This is a genomic window from Kribbella kalugense, assembly GCF_004365875.1.
GTDB lineage: Bacteria > Actinomycetota > Actinomycetes > Propionibacteriales > Kribbellaceae > Kribbella > Kribbella kalugense.
Map to the genome: position 1 here is coordinate 1443024 of NZ_SODF01000002.1, position 23878 is coordinate 1466901.

The following is a 23878-nucleotide window of genomic DNA, read 5'->3' on the forward strand; positions in this document are numbered from 1 at the left end:
GATGACGACCGAAGCCGTGAAGGCCGCCCTCAGCCGCCAGGAGATCGAACTGCCCTCGTGGGCGTTCGGCAACTCCGGCACCCGGTTCAAGGTGTTCACCCAGCCGGGTGTTCCCCGCTCGCCGGAGGAGAAGATCGCCGACGCGGCCGTCGTCCACAAGTACACCGGGGTCGCGCCGAGCGTGGCGCTGCACATCCCCTGGGACAAGGTGGACGACTACGCGGCCCTCTCGGCGTACGCGAAGGAGCAGGGCGTCCGGCTCGGCGCGATCAACAGCAACGTCTTCCAGGACGACGACTACAAGCTGGGCAGCGTCACCAACCCCGATCCCGCGGTACGCCGGAAGGCCACCGACCACCTGCTCGAATGCGTCGACATCATGGACGCGACCGGGTCCCGGGACCTGAAGCTGTGGTTCTCCGACGGCACCAACTACCCGGGTCAGGACGACATCCAGGACCGGCAGGACCGGCTCGCGACCGCGCTGAAGGAGGTCTACGACCGGCTCGGCGACGACCAGCGGATGCTGCTCGAGTACAAGCTGTTCGAGCCGGCCTTCTACACCACGGACGTGCCGGACTGGGGTACGTCGTACGCGCACTGTCTCGAACTGGGGCCGAAGGCAACGGTCTGTATCGACACCGGGCACCACGCGCCGGGCACGAACATCGAGTTCATCGTCGCGTTCCTGCTCCGGGTGAAGAAGCTCGGTGCGTTCGACTTCAACAGCCGGTTCTACGCCGACGACGACCTGATGGTCGGGGCGGCCGACCCGTTCCAGCTGTTCCGGATCATGAACGAGATCGTCCGCGGTGACGCGCTCGACCCGGAGCGCGGCATCGCGTTCATGCTGGACCAGTGCCACAACATCGAGGAGAAGATCCCGGCGATCATCCGCTCGGTGATGAACGTCCAGGAGGCCACCGCGAAGGCGCTGCTGGTCGACCGCGACGTACTGCGGAAGGCCCAGCAGGAAGGTGATGTGCTGGGCGCCAACGCGGCGCTGATGGATGCCTACAACACCGACGTACGGCCGCTGCTCGCGGAGCTGCGCGAGTCGCAGGGCCTCGACGCCGACCCGGTCGCGGCGTTCAAGCGCAGCGGGTACTTCGACCAGATCACCAAGGACCGAGCCGACGGCCAGCAGGCCGGATGGGGAGCATGAACAAAATGACCGACACTGCAGCCGAGCTCGTTGCGCGTAGCAACCGACTGGGTGCCGATCCACGCAACACCAACTACGCGGGTGGCAATACCTCCGCGAAGGGTACGACGACCGACCCCGTCACGCAGCAACCTGTGGACCTGCTGTGGGTAAAGGGCTCCGGTGGCGACCTCGGCACCCTGACCACCGCCGGCCTCGCTGTGCTGAGGCTGGATCGGTTGAACTCGTTGGTCGACGTCTACCCTGGCGTCGACCGCGAGGACGAAATGGTGGCCGCGTTCGACTACTGCCTGCACGGTAAAGGCGGCGCGGCACCGTCGATCGACACCGCGATGCACGGTCTCGTCGACTCCCCGCATGTCGACCACCTGCACCCGGACTCTGGCATTGCGCTGGCGACGGCTGCGGACGGCGAGAAGCTGACTGCGGAGTGCTTCGGCGACCGAGTGGTGTGGGTGCCGTGGCGGCGGCCCGGGTTCCAGCTCGGTCTGGACATCGCCGCGGTCAAGCGGGAGAACCCGCAGGCGATCGGCTGCATCCTCGGCGGTCACGGGATCACCGCCTGGGGCGACACGTCGGAGGAGTGCGAGGCGAACTCGCTCGACATCATCAGGACCGCCGAGCAGTTCCTCGCCGAGCGCGGGAAGCCCGAACCGTTCGGTGCGGTGGTCGACGGCTTCGAGGCGCTCCCGGTCGAGGAACGCCAGGCCCGGGCTGCGGCGCTGGCTCCGGTGATCCGCGGTCTTGCGTCGACGGACAAGCCGCAGGTCGGCCATTTCAACGACTCCGACGTGGTGCTGGAGTTCACCGCCCGGGAGCGGCTGGCCGAGCTGGCCGCGCTGGGCACCTCGTGTCCCGACCATTTCTTGCGGACGAAGGTCCGGCCGCTGGTGTTGGACCTCCCGCCGAGCGTCCCGCTCGATGAGGCCGTCAGTCGGCTCCGTGAGCTGCACGAGCAGTACCGCGTGGACTACGCCGCATACTACGACCGGCATGCCGAGGCGGACAGTCCGGCGATGCGCGGTGCGGATCCGGCGATCGTGCTGGTGCCTGGGGTCGGCATGTTCAGCTTCGGCAAGGAGAAGCAGACCGCTCGGGTGGCCGGCGAGTTCTACGTCAATGCGATCAACGTGATGCGCGGCGCCGAGGCGGTGTCGACGTACGCGCCGATCGACGAGCGGGAGAAGTTCCGGATCGAGTACTGGGCGCTGGAAGAGGCCAAGCTGCAGCGGATGCCCAAGCCGAAGCCGCTCGCCACCCGCGTCGCCTTCGTGACCGGTGGGGGATCCGGGATCGGCAAGGCGATCGCGCAGCGGCTCGCGGCCGAGGGTGCCTGCGTGATCGTGGCGGACCTCGATCTCGCCGCGGCCGAAGCAGTCGCGAAGGAGATCGGGTCGTCCGACGTGGCTGTTGCCGTGGGCGCCGATGTGTCGTCGGCGGATGCGGTCGAGGCTGCGCTGCAGGACGCCGTACTGGCGTTCGGTGGTGTCGATCTGATCGTCAACAACGCCGGTCTGTCGATCTCGAAGTCGTTGCTGGAGACAACAGAACGCGACTGGGACCTGCAGCACGACGTGATGGCGAAGGGTTCGTTCCTGGTGTCGCGGGCGGCCGCGAAGGTGCTGATCGACCAGGGGATGGGCGGCGACATCATCTACATCTCCAGCAAGAACTCGGTGTTCGCCGGCCCGAACAACGTCGCGTACGGCGCGGCCAAGGCGGACCAGGCGCACCAGGTCCGGCTACTCGCGGCCGAGCTCGGCGAGTACGGGATCCGGGTCAACGGCGTGAACCCTGATGGCGTCGTCCGCGGATCCGGGATCTTCGCCGGCGGCTGGGGAGCGAAGCGGGCCGCGGTGTACGGCGTACCGGAGTCGGAACTGGGTGCGTTCTACGCGCAGCGCACGCTGCTCAAGCGCGAGGTCCTGCCGGAGAACGTGGCGGCAGCGGTGTTCGCGTTGGCCGGCGGCGATCTCACTCACACTACCGGCCTGCACGTGCCTGTCGACGCCGGTGTGGCAGCCGCGTTCCTGCGGTAGGCGGTCGTTATGTGGAGCATTGATCCGAGCCGGTCGGTCGACGGTCACGGCGCCCTGCCCTGGGTCGAGCCGCGCAAGACGCGGATCGGCCTGGTGGCGGGTGGGCTGGGCGCCTACTGGCCGCAGTTCCCGGACCTGTTGCCGCAGTTGCAGGCGTCGGCTCGTCGGGTGGCCGAGCGGTTCTCGGCGCTCGACTGCGAGGTGGTGGACGTCGGGTTCATCTCGGACGCGCAGGAGGGTGCCGCGGCGGCGGAGAAGCTGCGGCTGGCGGACTGTGATCTGATCGTCGGCTTTCTGACGACGTACATGACTGCGTCGATGCTGGTCCCAGTTGCCCAGCGGAGTGGGGCGCCGGTGCTGTTGTTGAACTTGCAGCCGACCGAGGCGATGGATCACGACACCTTCGATACGGGCGCTTGGCTCGCGTACTGCGGCGCTTGCCCGCTACCGGAGATGGCGAACGCGTTCGAGCGGTGCGGGATCGACTTCCGGTCAGTGTCGGGCTACCTCGAGGACGAGCGGGCCTGGGCGCGGATCGACCGGTGGATTCGCGCGGCCGGCGTTCGCGCGGCCCTGCGGCACGGACGGCACGGCCTGCTGGGGCACCTGTACCCGGGGATGATGGACGTGATCACCGACCCGACGCTGGTCTCGGCGCAGTTCGGTGGGCATGTGGAGATCCTGGAGATCGACGACCTGCGGGTGCGGGTCGAGAAGGTCTCCGACGCCGAGACGTCCGCCCGGATGGAGTTGGCGCGGGAGGTCTTCACCCTCGACGACTCGGTCGACGAGGACGACTTCCGCTGGGGTGCGACCGTGTCGGTTGCGCTCGATCGGCTGGTCGAGGACTTTTCCCTTGATTCGTTGGCCTACTACCACCGCGGCCTGGACGGCGAGACGCACGAGCGGGTCGCGGCCGGGATGATCCTCGGGGCTTCGTTGCTGACGGCAAGGGGTGTGCCGGCCGCGGGCGAGTACGAGCTGCGGACGTCGCTGGCGATGCTGGTGATGGACAAGCTCGGTGCGGGCGGGTCGTTCACCGAGCTGCAGGCGCTGAACTTCAACGACAACGTCGTCGAGATGGGCCACGACGGGCCGGCGCATTTGGCCATCTCGGCCCGGAAGCCCTTGCTGCGTGGGCTTGGCGTGTACCACGGCAAGCGCGGGTGGGGCGTCTCGGTGGAGTTCGACGTACAGCATGGGCCGGTCACGGTCTGCGGATTGGGGCAGCGGCGGGATGGATCGTTCAATCTGATCGCCTCCGAGGGGACCGTCGTACCGGGTCCGTTGCTGCAGATCGGGAACACGACGTCGCGGGTCGACTTCGGGTGCGACCCCGGCGAGTGGACCGACGCGTGGTCGGCGTCCGGCGTCGCACATCACTGGGCGCTCGGTACCGGTCATCGCGCTCGCGACCTGGCCGCGGTCGCGGACCTGCTCCATCTCGATCTCACGGTCGTGTCGCCATGAAGCGCGTCGCGGCGGTGGATCTGGGCGCGTCGAGCGGGCGGGTGATGCTCGGCGATGTCGGACCGGACTTCCTGCAGTTGCGCGAGCTGAACCGCTTCTGGAACGGACCGGTGCGCGTGCACGGCCGACTGCATTGGGACATCCTGCACCTCTACCGCTCGACGCTGGACGGCCTGCAGGCTGCCGGTGCACTCGACGGGATCGGCATCGACTCCTGGGCAGTCGACTACGGCCTCCTCGACTCGGACGGTCGTCTGCTGGGCAACCCCGTCCACTACCGCGACGCGCGTACCGACGGTGTGATGGAACGCGTGCTGGAGGAGGTCCCAGCTGCCGAGCTGTACGCCGTTACGGGCCTCCAGCAACTGCCCTTCAACACGATCTGCCAGCTGTCCGCCGAGAAGTTGGAGCAGGCAACGAGTCTGTTGATGATCCCGGATCTCCTCGGCTACTGGCTCACCGGTGAGATCGGCGCCGAGCGGACCAACGCCTCCACCACACAGCTCCTCGACGTCCGGACCCGGGAGTGGAGCGACGAGCTGATCTCAAGGATGGGCCTTCCACGGCGGATCTTTCCCGAGCTGCGTGAGCCGGGTGACGTGATCGGTACTGCGTTACCCGACGAGACCGGGTTGGTCCCGGGGATCCCGGTGATCGCGGTCGGGTCGCATGACACGGCGTCGTCGGTGGTCGCCGTACCAGCTGAGCACGATCGCTTCGCCTACATCTCGTCCGGAACCTGGTCGCTGGTCGGGCTCGAGTTGGATGCGCCGGTGCTGACCGATGAGGCTCGCGACGCCAACTTCACCAACGAAGGTGGCGTGGACGGGCGGATCCGGTTCCTGCGGAACGTGATGGGGCTGTGGATTCTTCAGGAGTGCCAGCGGGTGTGGGGCGACGACGACTTGGACGGCCTGCTGCGGGACGCGGCTGCTGCGCCGCCGTTCGCCGTACTGATCGATCCCGATGCTCCGGAGTTCCTTGCCCCTGGCAACATGCCGGCCCGGATCGACGAGCACTGCCGGGCGACCGGGCAGGAGCCGCCGCGTTCCCGGGGTGCTGTGGTTCGCTGCATCCTGGAGAGTCTGGCGCTGGCATACCGACGTACGTTGCGGTCGGCGCAGACGATCGCGGACCGCGAGGTCGACGTACTGCATGTCATCGGCGGTGGTTCGCAGAACGAGCTGCTCTGCCAACTGACCGCCGACGCGTCGGGACTGCCAGTGCTGGCCGGTCCGGTCGAGGCATCCGCGCTGGGCAACGTACTTGTCCAGGCTCGCGCTCTCGGCGAGCCCCTTCCGGACCTGAGCGCGATGCGCGCACTGGTCCGGTCCACACACTCCCTGCGGCGCTACGAGCCGCAGGGTAAACCGGCCGACTGGGACGCCGCCGAGTCCCGGATGATCGGAACCAGGTGATTGATATGACCGTCCTCCCTCAGGAACTCCGACCCCTTGCCCGGCGGGTGCCGCCGCGCGAGATCAGTCATGACGATCTGCAACTGCTCCGCCTGCTCGCGACCGGGTTGCCGGTCGACGCGGTCGCGCGCCGGCTCGAGTTGTCCGAGCGCACGGTCCGGCGCCGTACCCGCCTGATCTGCGACCGCCTCGGTTTCAGTACCGCCATCGAGGCGATCGTTTGGGCGGCTCGTCGCGGCCTGGTCTGACATACGGTCAGATCAGATACCTGAATTCTGGTGAGTTCGGGTTGATGCGTTCGATGTCGAGCGGCGCGGCGTCCATCCTGGCCAGCAGGCCGGGAAGGTCGTCGCGGCTGCTGATCTCGATACCGACCAGCGCGACGCCGGTCTCGCGGTTGTTCCGTTTCACGTACTCGAACAGCGCGATGTCGTCGTCCGGCCCGAGCACTCCATCGAGGAACGTGCGGAGGGCGCCGGGCTCCTGCGGAAACGTCACCAGGAAGTAGTGCTTCAGGCCCTCGTACACCAACGATCGTTCGAGGATCTCGCCGTACCGGCTGACGTCGTTGTTGCCGCCGGACAGCAGACAGACGACCGTCTCACCCGGGCGGACGTCGAGACCGTTGCCTAGGGCACTTGTCGACAAAGCGCCCGCGGGCTCGGCGATCAGTCCGTCGGTCTGGTAGAGCTCGAGCATCTCCGAGCAGACGAGCCCTTCCGGCACCGACATCAGCTCGACGCCGGCCTCCTGGACCAGCGGCAGGGTCACCTCTCCAACCCGTCGTACCGCTGCGCCGTCGACGAAGCTGTCCAGGTGCGGCAAGGTCACCGGCGCACCGGCCTCGAACGCTGCCGCCATGCTCGCTGCGCCGGCCGGCTCGACCCCGACGATGCGTACGCCGGGATGCCGATGCCTGATCCACGTTGCAACCCCTGCAACGAGACCGCCGCCGCCGACGGGAACCACGAGTACGTCGGGAGCCTGGCCGAGCTGCTCGACCAGCTCGACGGCCACGGTCCCTTGGCCTGCAACGGTCCTCGGGTCGTCGAACGCCGGGACCATCGTGGCGCCGGTCGCCTCGACCTCCGCGAGTGCGGCCGCGGCTGCGTCGTCGTACGTGTCGCCGGTGACGATCACCTTGACCTGCTTGCCGCCGAGGGCCGCGATCCGGTCCCGCTTCTGGCGTGGCGTCGTACGCGGAACGTAGACCTTGCCCTGGACGCCGAGGATGTGGCACGAATACGCCAGCCCCTGGCCATGATTGCCGGCGCTCGCGCACACCACGCCGGCCGCCTTGGCCGCGTCGTCGAGCTGGGCGATCAGGTTGTACGCGCCGCGGAGCTTGTAGGAGCGCCCGATCTGCAGGTCCTCGCGCTTCAGCCAGACCTGCGCTCCGGTGCGCTCGGAGAGGCGGAGGTTGCGCTGCAACGGTGTACGCACAGCGACGCCGTCGAGACGCTTGACCGAGTCCTCGATCGCTGCCGCGTCAACGGTCGATCGAGCGACTGAACTACTGCCGTGCATGACGTTCCTTCCCGTGCATGTGCACGATCCTCGCCGATTCGCTCGCTGCACAAGATGATCCGCGTCCACAGTCCGGACCGGCGGGTACCTTTTGCGTTCCAGACTCTTGCACCAGGCGTGAAACGGCTCTTCACTGGGCAGTCTAGTTTTCATACGCTCACTCGGTGTAACGATCAGGGTCCTGATCGGGATGAGCCGGGTAAAGCCGGTCAGTGAGGACTGGAGGGCACAGATGGAACTGATTCCGTTCAGTCTGTGGGGCGACGCTTTGTGGTGCGGTCAGGAAGTCGTGCGGGAAGCCCCGCACGAGCAGGCGATCCGTAGCCTGTTCCCTGATCCCATCCCGGCGCGCGGCGCAGATCTGGACACCGAGGCGGACCTCGTCCCGGAACCGCACAACCGTTTCGACCCGCGGTCGATCGCCGTCCGGGTGCATGGCAAGGTTGTCGGCTATCTGCCGAGGGACGACGCGCACCGGTACCACCCGGTGCTGTCAGAGCTGGTGGCGCAAGGCCTGCAACCGCAGGTGCCGTGTCACTTGTGGGTGAGTGAGTGGGAGCCGGCGGACTGGGACGGCAAGGGCGCCCAGGGCACCGAATTCCACGCCAGCGTCGCGGTCGCCCTCGGGCAGCCGCACATGCTCGTGCCGGTGAACCTGCCCCCGCCGGGCAGTTTTCACCTGCTCCCGGCCGGCAGCGGCATCGTCGTACCGGGTAGCGAGGTGCATCCCGACGTACTGGCGCCGTTCTTCCGGGCGGAAGGCGAGTGCTGGGCGTACTCCACCATGCACGCGATCGAGGAGGAGGACGGAATCCAGGACCGGCACCGGATCGTGGTCGAGATCCGGCTCGACGACGAACCTGTCGGCCGGCTCAGTCCACGGTTGAGCGCCGAGTTCCTGCCGGCGATCCACTACCTCTCGGACATGCGCGCCGAGACCGCAGCCCGCATCGCCGTCCGCGGCGACCGCACCGCATCGGAGGTGACGCTGTACGCGGCGAGGAGTCACGACCTGCCGGCCACCTGGCCGGACGGGCTGGCCCGCTCCCCAGTCGCTTCCCCGCAATGGCACTACTGGGCGACCAAGGAAGCCAACTAGGCGGCTGCGCAGTGCTGACCAGGTCCGGCCGGCGCTGCGGAGCTACTTCAACAAGTAAAGGTTGTCGCCACACCAGGCCGCGAACGTTCGTGGTTCGCGGCCGGTGAGGCGGCGTACGTCGTCCGTCCGCAGGCCGATCGTGTCGGCCCGCATCAGGTTCAGGCCCTCGACGATCGCCGCGGCCAGGTCCGACGGGGCGCCGTCGGGGTAGCGGAACCGGACCGCGTCCTCAGGAGTCTCGATCGGGCGGACCTCGATGCTGCGGCCGATCGCGTCGCCGAGGATCGCGACCTGCTCGGGCAGAGTGAACGACTCGGGCCCGGTCAGCGTGTACTCCTTCTTCTCGTGGCCGTCCTCGGTCAGCACGGTCGCTGCGACGGCCGCGATATCCGCCGGGTCGATCGGTGCGGCCCGACCAGGGCTGATCGGGTCCATCACGTAGCCGCCGGCGCGGATCGTCGGCAGCCAGTCGAACGCATTCGTGTGGAAGCCGGTCGGCCGCAGGAACGTCCATGGGATCCCGGAGTCCTGGATCAGTTGTTCGCGTTCGTGATGCCAGTGGCCCATCGCGGGGATCGGGTCGCCGAGCACGGCGTACGACGAGAGCAGTACGACGTGCTGTACTCCGGCCGCGCGGGCTGCCGTGATCAGCTTGGCGGTGTGGGCGAGGCCGGTGCCGGGGACGAGCAGGAACACCTTGTCGACGCCGTGCAGGTCGACCGGTCCGTCGAGGTCGCCGAGCTGTTGCTCGGCGGGCAGGTCGGCGCGGGGGCTTCGAACCAGGGCGCGGAACTCGGCGCCTCGGCGATTGAGCTCTTCGACGAGTTTCCGGCCGATGTGCCCGGTGGCGCCGGTGACGAGTAGCATGACAGACTCCTTTACCGGTTAACGATTCGTCGAGAACGTTAACCGGTAAATGATCTGATCGTCAAGGAGTGTCAATGCCCGAGTTCCTGGAGCTGCACAGCAAGACGTCCAAGTTGCTACGGGCCGCGGCCGATGCCGCCGTACAAAGGCACGGACTGCGGCTCGGGCAGGACCATCTGCTGGCCGCGCTGTGGGCCGAGGACGGGCGTACGCCCGGCGAGATCGCCGCCTCGGTGAACGTCACCACGCCCGCCGTCACCAAACTCGCCACCCGGCTGGCCGAGGCCGGCTGGCTCGAACGCCGGCCCGATCCCCGCGACAACCGACTCGTCCGCCTCTGGTTGACCCCCGCCGGCCGCGCCCTCCAGAAGCCGATCGAGACCGAACGCCAGACCCTCGAGGACCGCGTCACGGCAACCCTCACCAAAACCGAACGCGCCCAGCTACTGAAGGCCCTGACAAAGATCAACCAGGTCTTGCTCGACGGGCCGTGACGTACCTTGGCTCCATGGCGAACGCACCGGAGTGCCCGGTTTGTGGGCAGCAGGGAGTGCCGATTCTCTACGGCCTCCCGACCCGGGTTGCCCGCGAGGCGGCAGCCGCCGGCAAAGTCCGGCTGTTCGGTTGCGTCGTACCGCGTGAGCCGGATCAGTGGACCTGCGCGCAGTCGCACACCTGGCGCGCCGATGACGACGACGTACTGATCGCCGTCATCGACGCTGCCCTAAGGAACGACTAGGCACTCGCGGGCCGGATGTTCTGGTTGAGGTGGAACAGGTTGGTCGGGTCGTAGGTGTTCTTGACGGCCACGAGCCGGTCGTAGGTCGCCGCCGGGTAGGACGCCCGGACGATGTCCTCGTTCGTCTCGCCGGTGAAGTTCACGTACGACGCCGCGCCCGGGCCGAGCGAACTCCCGGTGGAGCGCGCCCACTGGACGGCTTCGTCGTACCCCTCGGCCTCCGGCGTGCGGGCGACCACGTTGAGGATGAACTCGTGGTCGCGGGTGCCGAACGCGGTGGCGTCCGCGGGGACCCGGCCCATCGCGCCACCGAGGTGGTGGACGTGGAGCTCGGAGAATCCGTTGGGCACCTTGGTGTGTGCGTCGACGATCGCGTCGAGGGTCGATCCGCCGAGGTCGTGGAAGAACGCCGACCGGAAGTAGTTCCGCATCCCGCGCGGGAACAGCGGATCGAGCAGCGTCTGCATCGCGTTGTACGGCATCGGACCGAACAGGTCGGCCACCACCGGCGCGAGCTCACGGAACGGCTTGGTCGCCGCATCGCCGGCCTCCGGCTGCCCGGACCACATTCCTAGTACGGCGACGATGGGCTTGCCGTGGACCTCTTCCGGCAGGAACGGCAACGGTGGCGCGGTCGTCAGGTTGATCGCCAGCGACAACTCGTCGGGTGCGCCGGCTGCCGCCGTACTGAAGCCGCGAAGGACCTCGGCGGCCTGATCGCCCGGGTAGAAGACGAGACCGGCGAACACCGTCGGCCCGACCTCGTGCGCCTTGAACTCGAACGACGTGACGACACCGAAGTTGCCGCCACCGCCGCGCAATGCCCACAGCAGTTCGGGATTCTCGTCCTCACTCGTGTGCAGGTAGCGCCCGTCCGCGGTGACGATGTCGGCCCCGACCAGGTTGTCGCACGCGAGTCCGGCGCGCCGGACCAGCCAGCCGATCCCGCCGCCGAGAGTGAAGCCCGCGACCCCCGTCGTGGATACCAGTCCACCAGTCACGGCCAACCCGAACGCCTGTGCCTCGGCGTCGACGTCCGCCCACACACACCCGCCCTGCGCCACGATCCGGCGCCGATCGGGGTCGATCCGGACCGCGTTCATCAGCGACAGGTCGATCACCAGGCCGCCGTCGGTGGTCGAGAAACCGGGGATGCTGTGACCGCCGCCCCGGACAGCCACCGTCAACCCCTCGCTCCGGGCGAACTCAACCGCCCGGATGACGTCGGCCACTCCCTTGCACCGGACGATGAGCGCCGGCCTCTTGTCGTGCGCGGCGTTCCAGATCGACCGCGCTTCGTCGTACGACGGGTCGGCCGGACGGATCAGCTCGCCACGCAGTCCTTCGGCAAGTTCACCGAGTGTGGCCTCCCCGAGCGTGTCCTGCCGCGCTTGCGTCGTTGTCATTTCCACTCCTGATTCGTTCCCGTCCAGGAGGCTTCCCGGACTGACAACGACATTAGGAAGGACGCCTTCGCAATGACTTAGCGTGACTTAGCCGGCCATGAGCGCGGCAGCACGCGCCGTACCGATGTGGCAGCCCAGGCGGGTGAAGAGCGTCGACGCCACCGGACCGTGTCTGGCCAGCATCTCGGTGTCACCGTCCTCGGCGGCGAGCTCGGCGGTGAGCAACCGGGTCCACGCCTCGAGGCGCAGATATCCCTGCGGGTGAAAGGCTTCTACCGCCTCTTCGGCCAGCATTCGCGCGGTACGGCGCTCGCCGGCGAACAACTCGACGACGGCCAGGTTCAGCAGCGCGCCACCGGCAGCGGGCGCATCGTCGACCGCCTCGCCGCGATCGAGGGCCGCTCGGGTGAGTCGCCGTCCCGCTGCTGGGTCGCCGGCCGCCGCAGAGAGCAGGCCGAGATTCGCCAGCGTCAGGCTCTCGCCGCGGCGATCTCCCAGTTGCTGACGGATCCGGAGCGCTTCCCGCAGATGCGTCTCGGCCGGATCGAACAGTCGCTGATCGCGTTCGATGCAGCCGAGATGGTTGAGGGCATGGCCGATCCCGGCCGCGTCGTCGATTCCACTGAAGGTTTCGACAGACCGGCGTACGGCGTCCTGTGCGGCGGCAAGGTCTCCGTTCAGCCGGTGCGCGTCGGCCAACGCAGACAAGGCGTAGCCGGTGCCCTGTACTGCGCCGACCCGTCGACCGAGCAGGAAGGTCTCCTCGAACACCGGGACCCACCATCCGTCGACCGGCACGAGCGGCAGGCACATCGTGACGGCGGGGAAGAATCGGCCCACGATCGGGTCGATCTGGCCCAACCGCCGCAGGCATTCGGTGAAGCGTCGCCGCGCGAGCCCGACGTCCTCGCGGAACAGTGCGGCCATCGCGGCCAGCCCTTGAGCGGCCGCGGCCAAGGGTGCTGCTTTCAGGGAGTCGGCCTGGGCGAGTGCGTCGACGGCGGTCTGTTCGACCTCGTCGAGATCACCACTCCCGAGCAGCAGTGTGCCGCGCAGTACCCGGGTGGTCGCGAGGTCGATCGGATCTCCGGACTGCTCGGACACCGCGACCGCCTCGTCGCCGAGACGGGGGAGCCGGCCGGCCAAGCCGCTCCGGGCGAGCAGGATCGCCAGCGCGAAGAGGGTGCGCGCCCGCGCGTGGGACGGTGCGACCGCCACCCCGAGAACGCGTTCGAGCCAGCCCGCACCTTCGGAGAAATGACCTCGCGCCAGCCAGTACTGCGACAGGCTGAGACCGAGCAGCAAGGCTCGCTCGTGATCATGCTGGAGCGCCCAGCTGAGCGCACCGCGGAGATTGTCGTGGTCGGCGTCGAGGAGCTGGGGGCGTTCGACGACGATGCCGGCCCGCTCGGGATCCTCCTCGGCCGCCAGCTCCAGGAAGTGCCGGCAATGCGCGGCCTCCATCGGTGCGGCCTCGTGGGCGGCGACCAGACGCTCGTGCGCGAACTGCCGAATGGTCTCCAAGAGCCGGTACCGGGAGCGCGGCCCGTCGTGGTCGACCAGCAGCAGCGACTTGTCGACCAGACGACCGAGGACGTCCAGAACCTCCGGTCCGGGAATCCGCTCGTCGGCACACACCTGCTCGGCGGACCGGAGCGAGAAGCTGCCGGAGAAGACTGCGAGCCGGCGCAGCAGCATCTGCTCGTCCTCCGACAGCAATGCGTGGCTCCACTCGAGCGTCGCCCGCAGGGTCGCGTGCCGGGTGACCTCGCCGGCGCGGCCGAGCAACGGAAGCGCTGCCCCGAGACGCGCGGCGATCTCCGCAGCCTCGAGGTGCGACGCCCGCGCGGCGGCCAGCTCCAGGGCGAGCGGAATGCCGTCGAGACAACGACAGATCTCCACGACGGCGGTGGCGTTGCTTGGGTCGAGTACGAAGCCGGGCCGTACGTCGCGGGCCCGATCGACGAAGAGCCGTACCGACGACAGCGTGCCGAGCCGGTCCAGGGCACCCGCATCGGCTTTTTCCGGAAGCTCGAGTGAGGGTACGCGCAGGGTGACTTCGCCCGGAGCGTGTAGGGGTTCGCGGCTCGTCGCGAGCAGGCTGACTCCGGGGCAACTTCGTCGTACCGCGCTCGCAAGTTGGGCACAGGCGGCGAGGAGGTGTTCGCAGTTGTCGAGTACGAGGAGGAGGTTTCGTGGAGCCAGGCGGGTGATCAGGGTGCGCGTCGAGTCCGATCCGGCGGCGGGGTCGAGGCCGAGCGCGGCTGCGACCGTGTCCGCGACGAGTTGCGGGTTTGCTACCGGCACGAGGTCGGCGATCCAGACGCCGTCGGCGTACGAGTCGACCAGCCGGCGGGCCGCCTCTTCCGCCAGCCGGGTCTTGCCTGCACCTCCCACTCCGGTGAGCGTGACGAGTCGGCCTTGCTCCAGTAGGCGATGGACGTCCGCGATCTCCCGCTCGCGGCCGACGAAGCTCGTCAACGCCGGCGCGAGGTTGTGCCTTGACTGCGCTTCGACGGTTCCGGTCAGCAGTTCTTGGTACACGCGTTGTGTTTCCGGGTCGGGATCGGTGCCGTACGCAGTACGCAGGTCGTTTCGCAGACGTTCGTACTGCGCCAACGCTTCCGACGAACGGCCCGTCGCCGCGTGCCGTCGCATCAGGCTGCGGACACCGTGCTCGTGCAGCGGATCGATGGCGAGTGCGCGCGTCAGCGCATCGAACGCCTCGGCTTCCTGACCGACTGCGGCGGCCGCGTCCGCGAGGTCGACGAGCAGATTGCCGAAGGTCGCCCGGAGTTCCTCCCGCGGCCGGACGGCCCAGTCCTCGAACCGGTCCTCCGGGAGGAGATCGCCCGTATAGACAGCGACTGCGGCGCGGAGGTCCGCCAGGTCACCGCTGGTCCGGCCCAGTGCCGCCAGCCTTTCGAACGTCCGTACGTCGACCTCGACGAGCCCGTCCGCGAGCAGTACGACGAAGTCGTCGCGCAACTCCAGTAATCCGTTGCTCGGCTCGTCACCCGCAAGCACTCGCCTCGCGACATGCAGGGCCTGGTGGAGATTGTTGACCGCTGATGTCGGAGGCCGGTCCGGCCACAGCATCTCGAGCAGTACGTCGCGGTGCAGCCGCTGATCACGCGTCAGCGCGAGCAGCTTGACCAGCGTCCGCGCCTTCCGCAGCCGCCATACCAACGGATCAACGGATCGCCCCGCGCGATCAACCCCAAAACCACCAAGCAGCCGGATCCTCACCCTGCACTCTCCCCCCACCGATCGTAGGCCCCACTGTCGGCGAGGATGGGCGGATGAGCCAGCGGTGGAACCACAACATCCACTACCACCCACGCATCCTGCAGGCCGTCCCGGTCGGCGCCAAGCGTGCGTTGGACATCGGCTGCGGTGAAGGCATGCTCACCCGCGAACTGCGTGCCGTCGTACCAGAGGTCACCGGGATCGACCTCGATACGCCCAGCCTCGAGTTGGCACGGGGGTACGGGGACGACATCTCGTATGTGTACGGCGACTTCCTGGAGTATCCGCTCGAGCCGGCGTCGTACGACGTGGTCGCGTCGGTCGCCACGCTGCATCACGTCGACGCCCGCGCGGGGTTACTGCGAATGCGCTCGCTCCTGCGACCGGGCGGGGTGCTCGCGGTCGTCGGCCTCGCCCGCGCGACCCTGCCACGCGACCTGCCGCGCGAGCTCGCCGGCGTAGCTGCGAACTTGGGCTACCGCGCCGTCAAGGGCTACTGGGAGCACTCGGCACCAATCGTGTGGCCGCCGCCCGTCACCTACCCCGACATGCAATCCCTCGCCACAGAACTCCTCCCCAACGCCACCTACCACCGCCACCTCCTCTTCCGCTACACAATCACCTGGACCCAACCCCAATGACCGACTACTGGTTCTTGCTGTAGTCCGCGCCTAGCATCGCGTCAGGCGAGCGTACCGACGGACGGGTAGTAGTCGGCGCCACAACGACCGACCTCACCGGGCTCCCGCGTGAACGCACCCGCCTCCGCCGGCGCGGATCGACTACTACCCGTTCGTCGGTACAGCCCAACATCCAGGGGGCAGGATGAGTGACAAGGATTATCCGAAGCTTGGGGCCTACCGGGAGCTTTCTGAGTTGGAGCGAATCAGAAGGCTTGGCCCGAATGAGGAATGGGTTCCGCTGGATGTGACGGGTGAGGCCAGGTACTCGGCGGAGTGCGATCGGATTCGCGCGATGCTGAGGCAGTTGGACGCATACGACGGGGGCATGCTCTGGGACTCCGAGACGGCAACGCTGACGATTCAGATGACGAGCGAGGACGCGCTCCAGGAAGCGCGACTCCTCCTGCTGGTCACGGACCCGACCTGGCTGCGCGTCATGTTCGTCCAGGTTCAGTACCCCTTGCAGGAATTGAACCAGCTCGCATCCCGGCTCTTCGAGCACCAGAACGAATGGGCCGGCGCCTCAGGCTTCAGTGGCGGCGTCGACCAGCGCGCAAACCGGCTGGAGCTGCTCCTCGACGGCGAGCACCCGGACGCCGACCTTCTGATCCGCGCCGTCGAACGTCTCGCCGACCCGAGGATCAAGCTTGAAGTTTGGCGCCGATGAGTTGGTAGATGTCGTCGTGGGCGCCGGGGAGGTCGTCGTGGCCGAAGTCGGGGTAGGCGCGGAATTCCTTGACTGACTGGAGTTTGTTGTAGGCCGCGAACTGGGTCGACGGTGGGCAGACCTGGTCTTCGAGGCCGACGAAGAGGGTCACCTCGGCCTGGATCCGCGGGGCCAGGTTCTGTACGTCGATGTAGCCGAGGGTGGTGAAGACCTCGTCCTGCCGCAGGTGCCGGGGATCGCGCTTCCGGAACCACGTGACGATCTCGTCGTACGGGCCGGTCTCCAGGTTCAGGTCCCAGGTCCGCTGGTAGTCGCACAGGAACGGGAACACGCTCGCCGTGTACTTGATCGACGGCGTCAATGCAGCCGCGACCAACGACAGCCCGCCGCCCTGGCTCCACCCCGTCGTCGCGATCCGCGAGGCATCCACCTCAGGCAGACCGCCGATCAGATCAGCGAGCCGCCGCGTGTCCAAGAAGATGTGCTTGTACAGCAACCCGTCCGGGCCATCGTCCAGACCGTGCACCAGATGATGCTGCAATGAGAAGCTGTTCTCCGCCTGCGACGACGTACGGAAACCGACCTGCTCCCGCACATCCAGAGCCGCCACCGTGAACCCGCGAGCCGCATACGGCAGGAGCTCGACCCACTTCGGCTGCTCGCCGCCGTACCCGTGGAACAGCAGCACCGCCGGCCCGGTCGGCTCGGCAGGACGCAGTACCTTCGCGTGGACCCGGTAGCCGCCGGTCCCGTTGAAGTACAGGTGCTGCGCGGTCGCCGTCGTCAGCGGGAAGTCGACCGCATCGACGAACTCGGCCTCAGCCGGTACGTCGTCGAGCGAAAGCAGCGCCTTGTCCCAGAACTCGTCGAAGTCCGCCGGTCGCGGGTTCGTGCCCTGATAGGTCAGTAACTCGTCGTATGACAGCTCGAAGGAAAGCACCGCATCATTCTGCGCTGTCGGCGTCGTCCGGCGCAGTCCCGTCCCAGATCGTGTACCCGTGAGCCGCGTTCAGCTTCTCCCGCAGCGTGGTCTCGAGCGAAGGCACGCGCTTGGGCGAGATCCACGAGATCGGCAGCAGGATCGGGTGGTCGGGCTGCTTGGTCCGCAGCACGATCGCCTCGCCGTGCGTGGTGTCCACCCGGCCGACCTCGGTGACGTCCGTCCAGGGCGTCCGTACGCCGCGCACCTCGATCTCGTTGTCCCGCAGCCGCGCCACCTTCGGCGGCCGGGCCAGGATCCACAGGCCGGCCAGCGTGATCATCCCGCCGAGGGTGACGAACACCGACACCGCGACGGCGGGCAGCCCCAGTGCCCAGAGCACCGCGGCAACCCCGAGAATGATCAGCCCGGCGGCCAGGATCCCGAGGAATCGGCCCGCCCGCATCCGGTACGTCGTACGCATCAGCACAGGATCTCATCCACCAGGGGTGACCACGTCAGAAGGATTCCGTCTCCGACGACGACGCGTTGCCGAGCGGGGTCTTGGCCAGGCTGATCGTCCAGTTGTACGAGCCGTCGAAGACGTCGTCGAACTTCTGGTACGAGCAGTTCTCGGTGAACCGGTGGTTCTTCGCGTCCCAGTTCGTCCCGGACTTGAAGTAGACCCAGTAGTCCTGGCTGCGGATCCCGCTCAGCGTCGTCTTCTTGTTGGCCCGGACGTAGATCGAGGCCTGCGGCGACCTCGGGTTGCTGCCGGCGATCACGATGACCACGTCGTCGCCGGCGTTGGTGATCTCGAGCGAGCCCGAGCCGCGCGGACCGGACCGCTGGAACACGTCCCCGTTCTCGCCGCGGCCGCCGAGCACGGCCGGCGCGACGGGCTTGGCGGGCACCGACAGCGCGCCGAACTTGACCCCCTTGCCGATCGACGTCTGCACGCTCTGCGCGAGCGACGCGAACGCGGTCCGCACGCCGTCCTTCGCCTCGTACAGCCGGACCTCAGGCGCCTTCGGCAGCCCACAGCTGGTCTTGGTCTCGCCGGCCTTGCTCAGGTTCGTGGCCACGCTCCCGGAGTACGAGTCGAAAGCATCCAGTACGGCGGGATGCGCCGACACCAGCCCGCGCGGCGGCGTGATCTTCGCCAGCGCGCTGCGTTCGATGACGACGGCGGCCGCGAGCTGGGCCCGGCCTGCATCGAACGCTGCGACCGTCTTCGCGTTCATCACCCGGGCGACGTCCGGCTTGAGGACCTTCTCGACGTTCGTCAGCGCCCGCTGGTACATCGGCACCGAGAGCGCGACCGCACTCGGCTTAGGTGTCGGCTTGGGTGCCACCGACGAGGGTGGTGCACTCGTCTTGGTCGGCGTACCGCCAGCAGCTGGGGCATCGCCCTTCTCGGGTTCGCTGCTGCAACCCGCGCAGACCAGAACAGCAGCACCAACAGCTCCGACAACCACCGCGAACGAACGCCTCACAGTCACTCCCAGTTGTGACTCAATTCCATCGTGCTCTCATACTTCCGCTGGGAGGGTTCAACAGAGCGAATTTGTCTCAGTTTCCGGTCTGGCTCGGGTTGTACGCGCACGCGTCGTTCAGGTTCTCGGCGGTGCCCGGCGTGACCGGCGGCTTGGTCGGCGTCTTCTTGCTGGTGCCGGAGGTCGGCTTCTTGGTCGGCTTGGCCGTCGGGGTCGACGCCGCCGCGGGGTTGAGTCCCTTTTGGATGAGCTGCTGCATCGCGGTGTAGTCGGGGTTCTTGCCGGTGGGGAAGTTCTTGTTCTTGTCCAGGTCGATGTTGGTGACCTTGGCGTTCTTTACCTTGAGCGCGAGCTGGGTGAATGCGCCCAGGATCTCCTGCGGGATGTCGGTGCGCAGCAACTGCTTCCCGGCCGCGGCGATCTGCTGGTACGACGTGACCAGGGCCTGCGGGTTCGCGCTGCTGACCAGCGCGTGGATCGTGCAGCGCTGCCGCTCCTGCCGCGACGGGTCACTCAGCCCGTAACGGCCGCGGGCGAACCACAGCGCGTGGTACCCGTCGAGCTTCTGGTTCGGACCCGGCTCGATGTAGCCGCTCGGCTTCTTCTCGGTGTTGGACCCCGGGCCTTCGCCGTAGTCGCCGCCGATCGGCACCCGGTAGTTGACGTTCACGGTGATGCCGCCGAGCGCGTCGATGATCTGCTTGAAGCCGGCCAGGTTGACCTGCATGTAGTAGGAGATGTCCAGGCCGAGCGCGGCGCTCGCGGCCAGCTTGACCACGTCCGCGCCCTCGTTGTCGGTCTGGCCGAGGATCCCCGGGTGTGCCTTCGGGATGTTGTCGTACATCGCGTCGAGGTAGTACTCCGGCTGCTCGACATTGCCCTGGCTCGGGTCCCAGAAGCCGTCCGGGTACACCTTGTGCAGCGGCGAGTCCTCCGGGAACGGCATCCGCATCCAGTTCCGGCTCAGCGAGATCAGCGCGGTGTTACCGGTCTTGGTGTCGATCGAGGCGACGATCACCGTGTCGGTCCGGACCCCGGTCCGGCCGACGCCGTCGTCGGCGCCGAGCAGCAGCAGGTTCAGCCGCGGGGTCTTGGCCCACGGGTCGCTGACGTTGGTCACCTTCGGCCGGGTCGCGCTCTTCGAGTTCTTCTCCGACTGGAACACGCTGCCGACCAGGTCGCGCTGCGCCATCACGGTCTGCGCGGCCACGGTCGTCGGTACGGCGATCGCGAAACACAGCAACCCGACGAACATCGAGCCGGCCAACCGGGCCGTATAGGTCATGCTGACCGGGCGGAGCAGCTTGTGCGACGCGACCACGACCCAGATCCAGCAGACCCCGAGCACGACCACGACAGCGGTCGCGATCAGCAGCTGCCGCGGCGACACCGCCAGCGCCAGCACCGAGTCACGCTGGGTCAGACCGACGTACGCGCCGATCAGCAGCAGCCCGACGCTGATCGTCAGGATGAACGCACCGAGTTTCTTCCGGCCGCCCATCAGCAGGCCGGAGCCTGGCACCAGGGCGCTGAGCAGGGTCAGACCGATCGCCTTCGAGGCCGTCCTGGCCCGGTGCGAACGGTGCCGGGACCGACTGGCCCGGGGCGCTGCTCTCCGACCGGCTGCGCGAGTACTCCGCGACATAGCTCCGTTCCCTGATCGACGACCTGGCGACCCCTCCGTCGGCCGCCGAAGCAGCCCACGGTACTTCAGACGCCCACGACAGCCGTTTGGTTGACGTGATGCTGGCGACCCCCGTCGATGCCGCCACAGTACAGGGGCCTTGGGCTACTGCCTCAACGTGCCGCCCCCACCACCGAGCGTGGCGGCCTACCCGCTTTGCCGCAGACCCGGTCGAACGGATAGTCTTGGCCGTCGTCGTGTCCCCCTCGCGGGGATCGTCGGAGGAGGCGTCGCCTAGTCCGGTCGATGGCGCCCGCCTGCTAAGCGGGTTGAGGGTAATCCCCTCTCGCGGGTTCAAATCCCGCCGCCTCCGCACCTCGGAGCACCCTGTCTGCAGAAAGCGCAGACCAGGGTGCTCCGGCCGTTTCACCGGGGGTGCAACCCCCGGACCCCGCCCGGAGGGGCTCCGCCCCCGGACCCCTGGGGTGCCTGGCTGGGTTAGTTGTTCGGGGACTGTTTTGCCGCGGCGATCAGTTCGACTGTGCGGGCGGTCATCGGCTCCGGCGAGACGATGAGGTGGTCGGCGCCGAGCTTCTCGTACGCCGCGAGTGCCTCGGGGAGTTCCTGTACGGCGATCGCGCGCGGATCCGGATCCGGTACGGCGGGCTGGTCGGGATCGCGGACGATGATGCCGACGGTTCGCGCTACCGCGTCGTCGGGGCGGTTGGCGGTCTCGAGCGCCTGACGGAGAGTCTCGAGGCGTTCCTCGACCTTCGCGTCCGGGGCGCCGTACCAGGCCGTGTTCCAGGCGTCGGCCCATTGAGCGATCAGGCTCATCATCCGCGGACGGTGGCCGGCGATCAGGATCGGGATGCGGTGCGGCGGGGCCGGGTCGAGGCTCGCCTCAACGACCTTGTGGTAGGTGCCGTCGTACGTCACCGTCTCGCCGCGGACCAGCCGCGCCACGATCTCCAGCCACTCCTCGAACCGGCCGACACGGTGATCGGTCGGCAGACCGAACGCTTCGTACTCCGGATCGTGCCAGCCCGCGCCGACGCCGAGGATCAGCCGGCCGCCGGAGACCTCGTCCAGGGTCGCGGCCATCTTCGCGGTCAGGCCCGGATCGCGGAACGACGCGCACAGCACCATGTTGCCCAGCTCGACCCGGGTCGTGATCGCGGCGACCGCGCTGAGGAGAGTCCAGCTCTCGTGCATGCCGTAGACCCGTCCTTCCGGGTCGCGGTAGAGGAAGTGGTCAGCGATCCAGACCGAGTCCAGCCCGCTCTGGTCGGCCGCCTCGGCGACCGCCCGGACGTCCTTCCAACCCGGCATGGTCCCGCCCGGACCGTCCTCGCCGCCGAGCGGCAGCATCACACCGATCTTCATGCGCCGGCACTCCTCAGGTTCTCAGGGATTCGCATGCGGCCAACGTAGTTCGATCCTGGCGATCTGAGGAGGACTGGTCTGAGGAGGACGCAGCGCGGCGCCCCTGCCGGTGAGCAGGGGCGCCGCGCTTTGGTCCGGCCGCCGGCTTCCGGTTCGGCGGCCGGCGTCAGGTCAGCCCAGTCGGGCCTTCAGGTTGTCGAGCTCGACCTTGAGCTCGGTCGGGACGGTGTCGCCGAGCTTGGCGAACCACTCCTCGATCAGCGGCAGCTCGGCCTTCCACTCCTCGGCGTCTACGTCGAGCGCGATCTCCAGCTCCCGGTCGCTCAGGTCCAGCCCGGACACGTCCAGCGAACCCGGGGTCGGCACCCGCCCGATCGGCGTCTCGATCGCGTCGGCCTGGCCCTCGAGCCGGTCGATGACCCACTTCAGCACCCGGCTGTTCTCACCGAAGCCCGGCCAGACGAACTTGCCCGCCTCGTCCTTGCGGAACCAGTTCACGTAGAAGATCTTCGGCAGCTGCGCCGCGTCGTGCTGCTTGCCGACGGTCAGCCAGTGGTCGAAGTACTGCCCGGCGTCGTACCCGAGGAACGGCAGCATCGCCATCGGGTCCCGCCGTACGACGCCCACCTGGCCGACCGCGGCCGCGGTGGTCTCCGACGACAGCGTCGCGCCCATGAACACGCCGTGCGCCCAGTCGCGCGACTCGGTCACCAGCGGCACCGTGGTGGCGCGCCGGCCGCCGAAGATGATCGCGGAGATCGGTACGCCGTTCGGGTCGTCGTACTCGTCGGCGAGGATCGGGCACTGCTCGATCGGGGTGCAGAACCGGCTGTTCGGGTGGCTGGACAGCTCGCCCGAGGCCGGCGTCCACTCGCGGCCCTTCCAGTCGGTCAGGTGGTCCGGCGGGGTCGGCGAGTAGCCCTCCCACCAGACGTCACCGTCGTCGGTGAGCGCGACGTTGGTGAAGACCGAGTTGCCTTTCTCGATCGTGCGCATCGCGTTCGGGTTGGTCTTCCAGCCGGTACCGGGCGCCACACCGAACAGGCCGAACTCCGGGTTCACGGCGTACAGCCGGCCGTCCTCGCCGAACCGCATCCAGGCGATGTCGTCGCCGAGCGTCTCGACCTCCCAGCCCTCCAGGGTCGGGTCGAGCATCGCCAGGTTGGTCTTGCCGCACGCGCTCGGGAACGCCGCCGCGATGTAGTGGACCTTCTTCTCCGGCGAGATCAGCTTCAGGATCAGCATGTGCTCGGCCAGCCAGCCCTCGTCGCGGGCGATCGCGCTGGCGATCCGCAGCGAGTAGCACTTCTTGCCGAGCAGCGAGTTGCCGCCGTACCCGGAGCCGTAGGACCAGATCGCCCGCTCCTCGGGGAACTGGACGATGTACTTCTCGTCGTTGCACGGCCACGGCACGTCTGCCTCGCCCGGCTGCAGCGGTGCGCCGACCGAGTGCAGGCAGGGCACGTACGGCGCGTCCTCACCTAGCTTGGCCAGCACGTCGGCGCCCGTACGGCACATGATCCGCATCGACGCGACGACGTACGCCGAATCGGTGATCTCGACCCCGAACATCGGCTTCTCCGCGGTCAGCGGGCCCATGCAGAACGGGACGACGTACAGGGTCCGGCCGCGCATCGAGCCGCGGTACAGCTCGGTCAGCGTCGCCTTCATCTCGACCGGGTCGACCCAGTTGTTGGTCGGGCCGGCGTCCTTCTCGTCGACGGAGCAGATGAACGTCCGCTGCTCGACCCGCGCGACATCCGACGGATCCGTGCGTACCCAGAACGAGTTCGGCTTCTTCTCGTCGTTCAGCCGGACCATCGTGCCGGCCGCGATCAGCTCGTTCGTCAGCTTGGCGTACTCCGCGTCCGACCCGTCGACCCAGTGGATCCGGTCGGGCTGCGTCAGCTCGGCGACCTCGGCCACCCAGTTCAGCAAACCGGCGTGCTGGGTCGGGGCCTTGGTCAGGTCGTACGGCGTCGAGGCTTCGCCGGGGAGGGGGTCGTTGGCGGCTGCAGTGGTGGCGGTCTCGGTATGGGTCGGGCTGGCGGTCGTCGTCATTCGCGGCTCATTCCCTCTCGGCTGTCGGGCCCGGCGCGTTCGTCCTCTCGACGCTGAAAGGCG

General features: G+C 68.1%; 20 protein-coding genes and 1 tRNA gene. 11 read left to right on the plus strand and 10 right to left on the minus strand.

Features of this window, described 5'->3' with window-relative positions; translation table 11 throughout:
- The first annotated feature begins 1 nt into the window (after position 1).
- Genes rhaI through EV650_RS24775 form a run of 5 tightly spaced genes read left to right on the plus strand, consistent with a single transcriptional unit; the run spans position 2 to position 6340 of the window.
- Positions 2–1165, plus strand: coding sequence for an L-rhamnose isomerase (rhaI, locus tag EV650_RS24755; protein WP_134121396.1), 1164 nt, complete (start codon positions 2–4; stop codon positions 1163–1165).
- A 5-nt stretch (positions 1166–1170) separates the two neighbouring features.
- Entirely contained in the window at positions 1171–3204 is a 2034-nt protein-coding gene (locus EV650_RS24760) for a bifunctional aldolase/short-chain dehydrogenase (RefSeq protein ID WP_134121397.1), read from the plus strand.
- A 9-nt stretch (positions 3205–3213) separates the two neighbouring features.
- Entirely contained in the window at positions 3214–4674 is a 1461-nt protein-coding gene (locus tag EV650_RS24765) for an L-fucose/L-arabinose isomerase family protein (protein WP_134121398.1), read from the plus strand.
- Positions 4671–6092, plus strand: coding sequence for a rhamnulokinase (locus EV650_RS24770; RefSeq protein WP_134121399.1), 1422 nt, complete (start codon positions 4671–4673; stop codon positions 6090–6092). Before EV650_RS24765 ends, EV650_RS24770 begins: the two co-directional genes overlap by 4 nt.
- 5 nt (positions 6093–6097) lie before the next feature.
- Positions 6098–6340 carry a LuxR C-terminal-related transcriptional regulator gene (locus tag EV650_RS24775; protein WP_134121400.1) on the plus strand — a complete coding sequence of 81 codons (243 nt, stop codon included), beginning with the start codon at positions 6098–6100 and terminating at the stop codon, positions 6338–6340.
- 7 nt (positions 6341–6347) lie between these two features.
- Here the strand turns inward: EV650_RS24775 and ilvA are convergent, their stop codons facing one another.
- Complete coding sequence (gene ilvA, locus EV650_RS24780; RefSeq protein WP_134121401.1) at positions 6348–7619, minus strand: threonine ammonia-lyase IlvA; 1272 nt, start codon at positions 7617–7619, stop codon at positions 6348–6350.
- Between the two features lie 232 nt (positions 7620–7851).
- Here ilvA and EV650_RS24785 point away from each other — a divergent pair, with 232 nt between their 5' ends.
- Positions 7852–8718 (plus strand): HIRAN domain-containing protein, encoded by an 867-nt coding sequence (locus tag EV650_RS24785; RefSeq protein WP_134121402.1) that lies wholly within the window; start codon positions 7852–7854, stop codon positions 8716–8718.
- Positions 8719–8760: 42 nt separating this feature from the next.
- Here the strand turns inward: EV650_RS24785 and EV650_RS24790 are convergent, their stop codons facing one another.
- A complete protein-coding gene (locus EV650_RS24790; RefSeq protein ID WP_134121403.1) occupies positions 8761–9585 on the minus strand; it encodes an NAD(P)H-binding protein in 825 nt (274 codons plus the stop codon).
- Between the two features lie 74 nt (positions 9586–9659).
- Here EV650_RS24790 and EV650_RS24795 point away from each other — a divergent pair, with 74 nt between their 5' ends.
- Both EV650_RS24795 and EV650_RS24800 read left to right on the plus strand, forming a co-directional pair.
- Positions 9660–10079 (plus strand): MarR family winged helix-turn-helix transcriptional regulator, encoded by a 420-nt coding sequence (locus EV650_RS24795; RefSeq protein ID WP_134121404.1) that lies wholly within the window; start codon positions 9660–9662, stop codon positions 10077–10079.
- Positions 10080–10093: 14 nt separating this feature from the next.
- Complete coding sequence (locus EV650_RS24800; RefSeq protein ID WP_134121405.1) at positions 10094–10324, plus strand: hypothetical protein; 231 nt, start codon at positions 10094–10096, stop codon at positions 10322–10324.
- Here EV650_RS24800 and EV650_RS24805 read toward each other — a convergent pair.
- Together EV650_RS24805 and EV650_RS24810 are read right to left on the minus strand one after the other, a co-directional pair.
- A complete protein-coding gene (locus tag EV650_RS24805) occupies positions 10321–11730 on the minus strand; it encodes an FAD-binding oxidoreductase (protein WP_134121406.1) in 1410 nt (469 codons plus the stop codon). The two genes, EV650_RS24800 and EV650_RS24805, sit on opposite strands and share 4 nt — an antisense overlap.
- Before the next feature lie 87 nt (positions 11731–11817).
- A complete protein-coding gene (locus EV650_RS24810) occupies positions 11818–14979 on the minus strand; it encodes an ATP-binding protein (RefSeq protein WP_134121407.1) in 3162 nt (1053 codons plus the stop codon).
- A 53-nt stretch (positions 14980–15032) separates the two neighbouring features.
- On the opposite strand from EV650_RS24810, the gene EV650_RS24815 reads away from it, so the two are divergent.
- Both EV650_RS24815 and EV650_RS24820 read left to right on the plus strand, forming a co-directional pair.
- Entirely contained in the window at positions 15033–15620 is a 588-nt protein-coding gene (locus tag EV650_RS24815; protein WP_134121408.1) for a class I SAM-dependent methyltransferase, read from the plus strand.
- Positions 15621–15804: 184 nt separating this feature from the next.
- A complete protein-coding gene (locus EV650_RS24820; RefSeq protein WP_134121409.1) occupies positions 15805–16329 on the plus strand; it encodes a hypothetical protein in 525 nt (174 codons plus the stop codon).
- On the opposite strand, the gene EV650_RS24825 is transcribed toward EV650_RS24820, so the two are convergent.
- The 4 genes from EV650_RS24825 to EV650_RS24840 all read right to left on the minus strand — a co-directional run bounded on the left by EV650_RS24825 (position 16304) and on the right by EV650_RS24840 (position 20389).
- The gene (locus EV650_RS24825) at positions 16304–17269 is read right to left on the minus strand and encodes an acetylxylan esterase (protein ID WP_134121410.1); all 966 of its coding nucleotides are present in this window, start codon (positions 17267–17269) and stop codon (positions 16304–16306) included. The two genes, EV650_RS24820 and EV650_RS24825, sit on opposite strands and share 26 nt — an antisense overlap.
- A 4-nt stretch (positions 17270–17273) precedes the next feature.
- Positions 17274–17732, minus strand: coding sequence for a hypothetical protein (locus EV650_RS24830; protein WP_134121411.1), 459 nt, complete (start codon positions 17730–17732; stop codon positions 17274–17276).
- Positions 17733–17766: 34 nt separating this feature from the next.
- Positions 17767–18744 (minus strand): hypothetical protein, encoded by a 978-nt coding sequence (locus EV650_RS24835; RefSeq protein WP_134121412.1) that lies wholly within the window; start codon positions 18742–18744, stop codon positions 17767–17769.
- Positions 18745–18820: 76 nt separating this feature from the next.
- Positions 18821–20389: an LCP family protein gene (locus tag EV650_RS24840; RefSeq protein WP_134121413.1), complete on the minus strand. Its 1569-nt coding sequence runs from the start codon at positions 20387–20389 to the stop codon at positions 18821–18823.
- 262 nt (positions 20390–20651) lie between these two features.
- Between EV650_RS24840 and EV650_RS24845 the strand changes: the two genes are divergently transcribed.
- A tRNA-Ser gene (locus EV650_RS24845) sits at positions 20652–20741 on the plus strand.
- 125 nt (positions 20742–20866) lie between these two features.
- Here EV650_RS24845 and EV650_RS24850 read toward each other — a convergent pair.
- Together EV650_RS24850 and EV650_RS24855 are read right to left on the minus strand one after the other, a co-directional pair.
- The gene (locus tag EV650_RS24850) at positions 20867–21754 is read right to left on the minus strand and encodes an LLM class flavin-dependent oxidoreductase (protein WP_134121414.1); all 888 of its coding nucleotides are present in this window, start codon (positions 21752–21754) and stop codon (positions 20867–20869) included.
- 171 nt (positions 21755–21925) lie between these two features.
- On the minus strand, positions 21926–23815 hold the full coding sequence (locus EV650_RS24855; RefSeq protein ID WP_134121415.1) for a phosphoenolpyruvate carboxykinase (GTP): 1890 nt from the start codon (positions 23813–23815) through the stop codon (positions 21926–21928).
- Positions 23816–23878 lie beyond the last annotated feature (63 nt).

Bases quoted from the DNA above. Each gene is read 5' to 3' on its own strand.
- EV650_RS24805 (WP_134121406.1), bottom strand. From the start codon at position 11,730: ATGACAACGACGCAAGCGCGGCAGGACACGCTCGGGGAGGCCACACTC.
- EV650_RS24795 (WP_134121404.1), top strand. From the start codon at position 9,660: ATGCCCGAGTTCCTGGAGCTGCACAGCAAGACGTCCAAGTTGCTACGG.
- ilvA (WP_134121401.1), bottom strand. From the start codon at position 7,619: ATGCACGGCAGTAGTTCAGTCGCTCGATCGACCGTTGACGCGGCAGCG.
- EV650_RS24785 (WP_134121402.1), top strand. From the start codon at position 7,852: ATGGAACTGATTCCGTTCAGTCTGTGGGGCGACGCTTTGTGGTGCGGT.
- EV650_RS24815 (WP_134121408.1), top strand. From the start codon at position 15,033: ATGAGCCAGCGGTGGAACCACAACATCCACTACCACCCACGCATCCTG.
- EV650_RS24850 (WP_134121414.1), bottom strand. From the start codon at position 21,754: ATGAAGATCGGTGTGATGCTGCCGCTCGGCGGCGAGGACGGTCCGGGC.
- EV650_RS24820 (WP_134121409.1), top strand. From the start codon at position 15,805: ATGAGTGACAAGGATTATCCGAAGCTTGGGGCCTACCGGGAGCTTTCT.
- EV650_RS24770 (WP_134121399.1), top strand. From the start codon at position 4,671: ATGAAGCGCGTCGCGGCGGTGGATCTGGGCGCGTCGAGCGGGCGGGTG.
- EV650_RS24760 (WP_134121397.1), top strand. From the start codon at position 1,171: ATGACCGACACTGCAGCCGAGCTCGTTGCGCGTAGCAACCGACTGGGT.
- EV650_RS24765 (WP_134121398.1), top strand. From the start codon at position 3,214: ATGTGGAGCATTGATCCGAGCCGGTCGGTCGACGGTCACGGCGCCCTG.
- EV650_RS24830 (WP_134121411.1), bottom strand. From the start codon at position 17,732: ATGCGTACGACGTACCGGATGCGGGCGGGCCGATTCCTCGGGATCCTG.
- EV650_RS24840 (WP_134121413.1), bottom strand. From the start codon at position 20,389: ATGTCGCGGAGTACTCGCGCAGCCGGTCGGAGAGCAGCGCCCCGGGCC.
- rhaI (WP_134121396.1), top strand. From the start codon at position 2: ATGACGACCGAAGCCGTGAAGGCCGCCCTCAGCCGCCAGGAGATCGAA.
- EV650_RS24855 (WP_134121415.1), bottom strand. From the start codon at position 23,815: ATGACGACGACCGCCAGCCCGACCCATACCGAGACCGCCACCACTGCA.
- EV650_RS24790 (WP_134121403.1), bottom strand. From the start codon at position 9,585: ATGCTACTCGTCACCGGCGCCACCGGGCACATCGGCCGGAAACTCGTC.
- EV650_RS24775 (WP_134121400.1), top strand. From the start codon at position 6,098: ATGACCGTCCTCCCTCAGGAACTCCGACCCCTTGCCCGGCGGGTGCCG.
- EV650_RS24800 (WP_134121405.1), top strand. From the start codon at position 10,094: ATGGCGAACGCACCGGAGTGCCCGGTTTGTGGGCAGCAGGGAGTGCCG.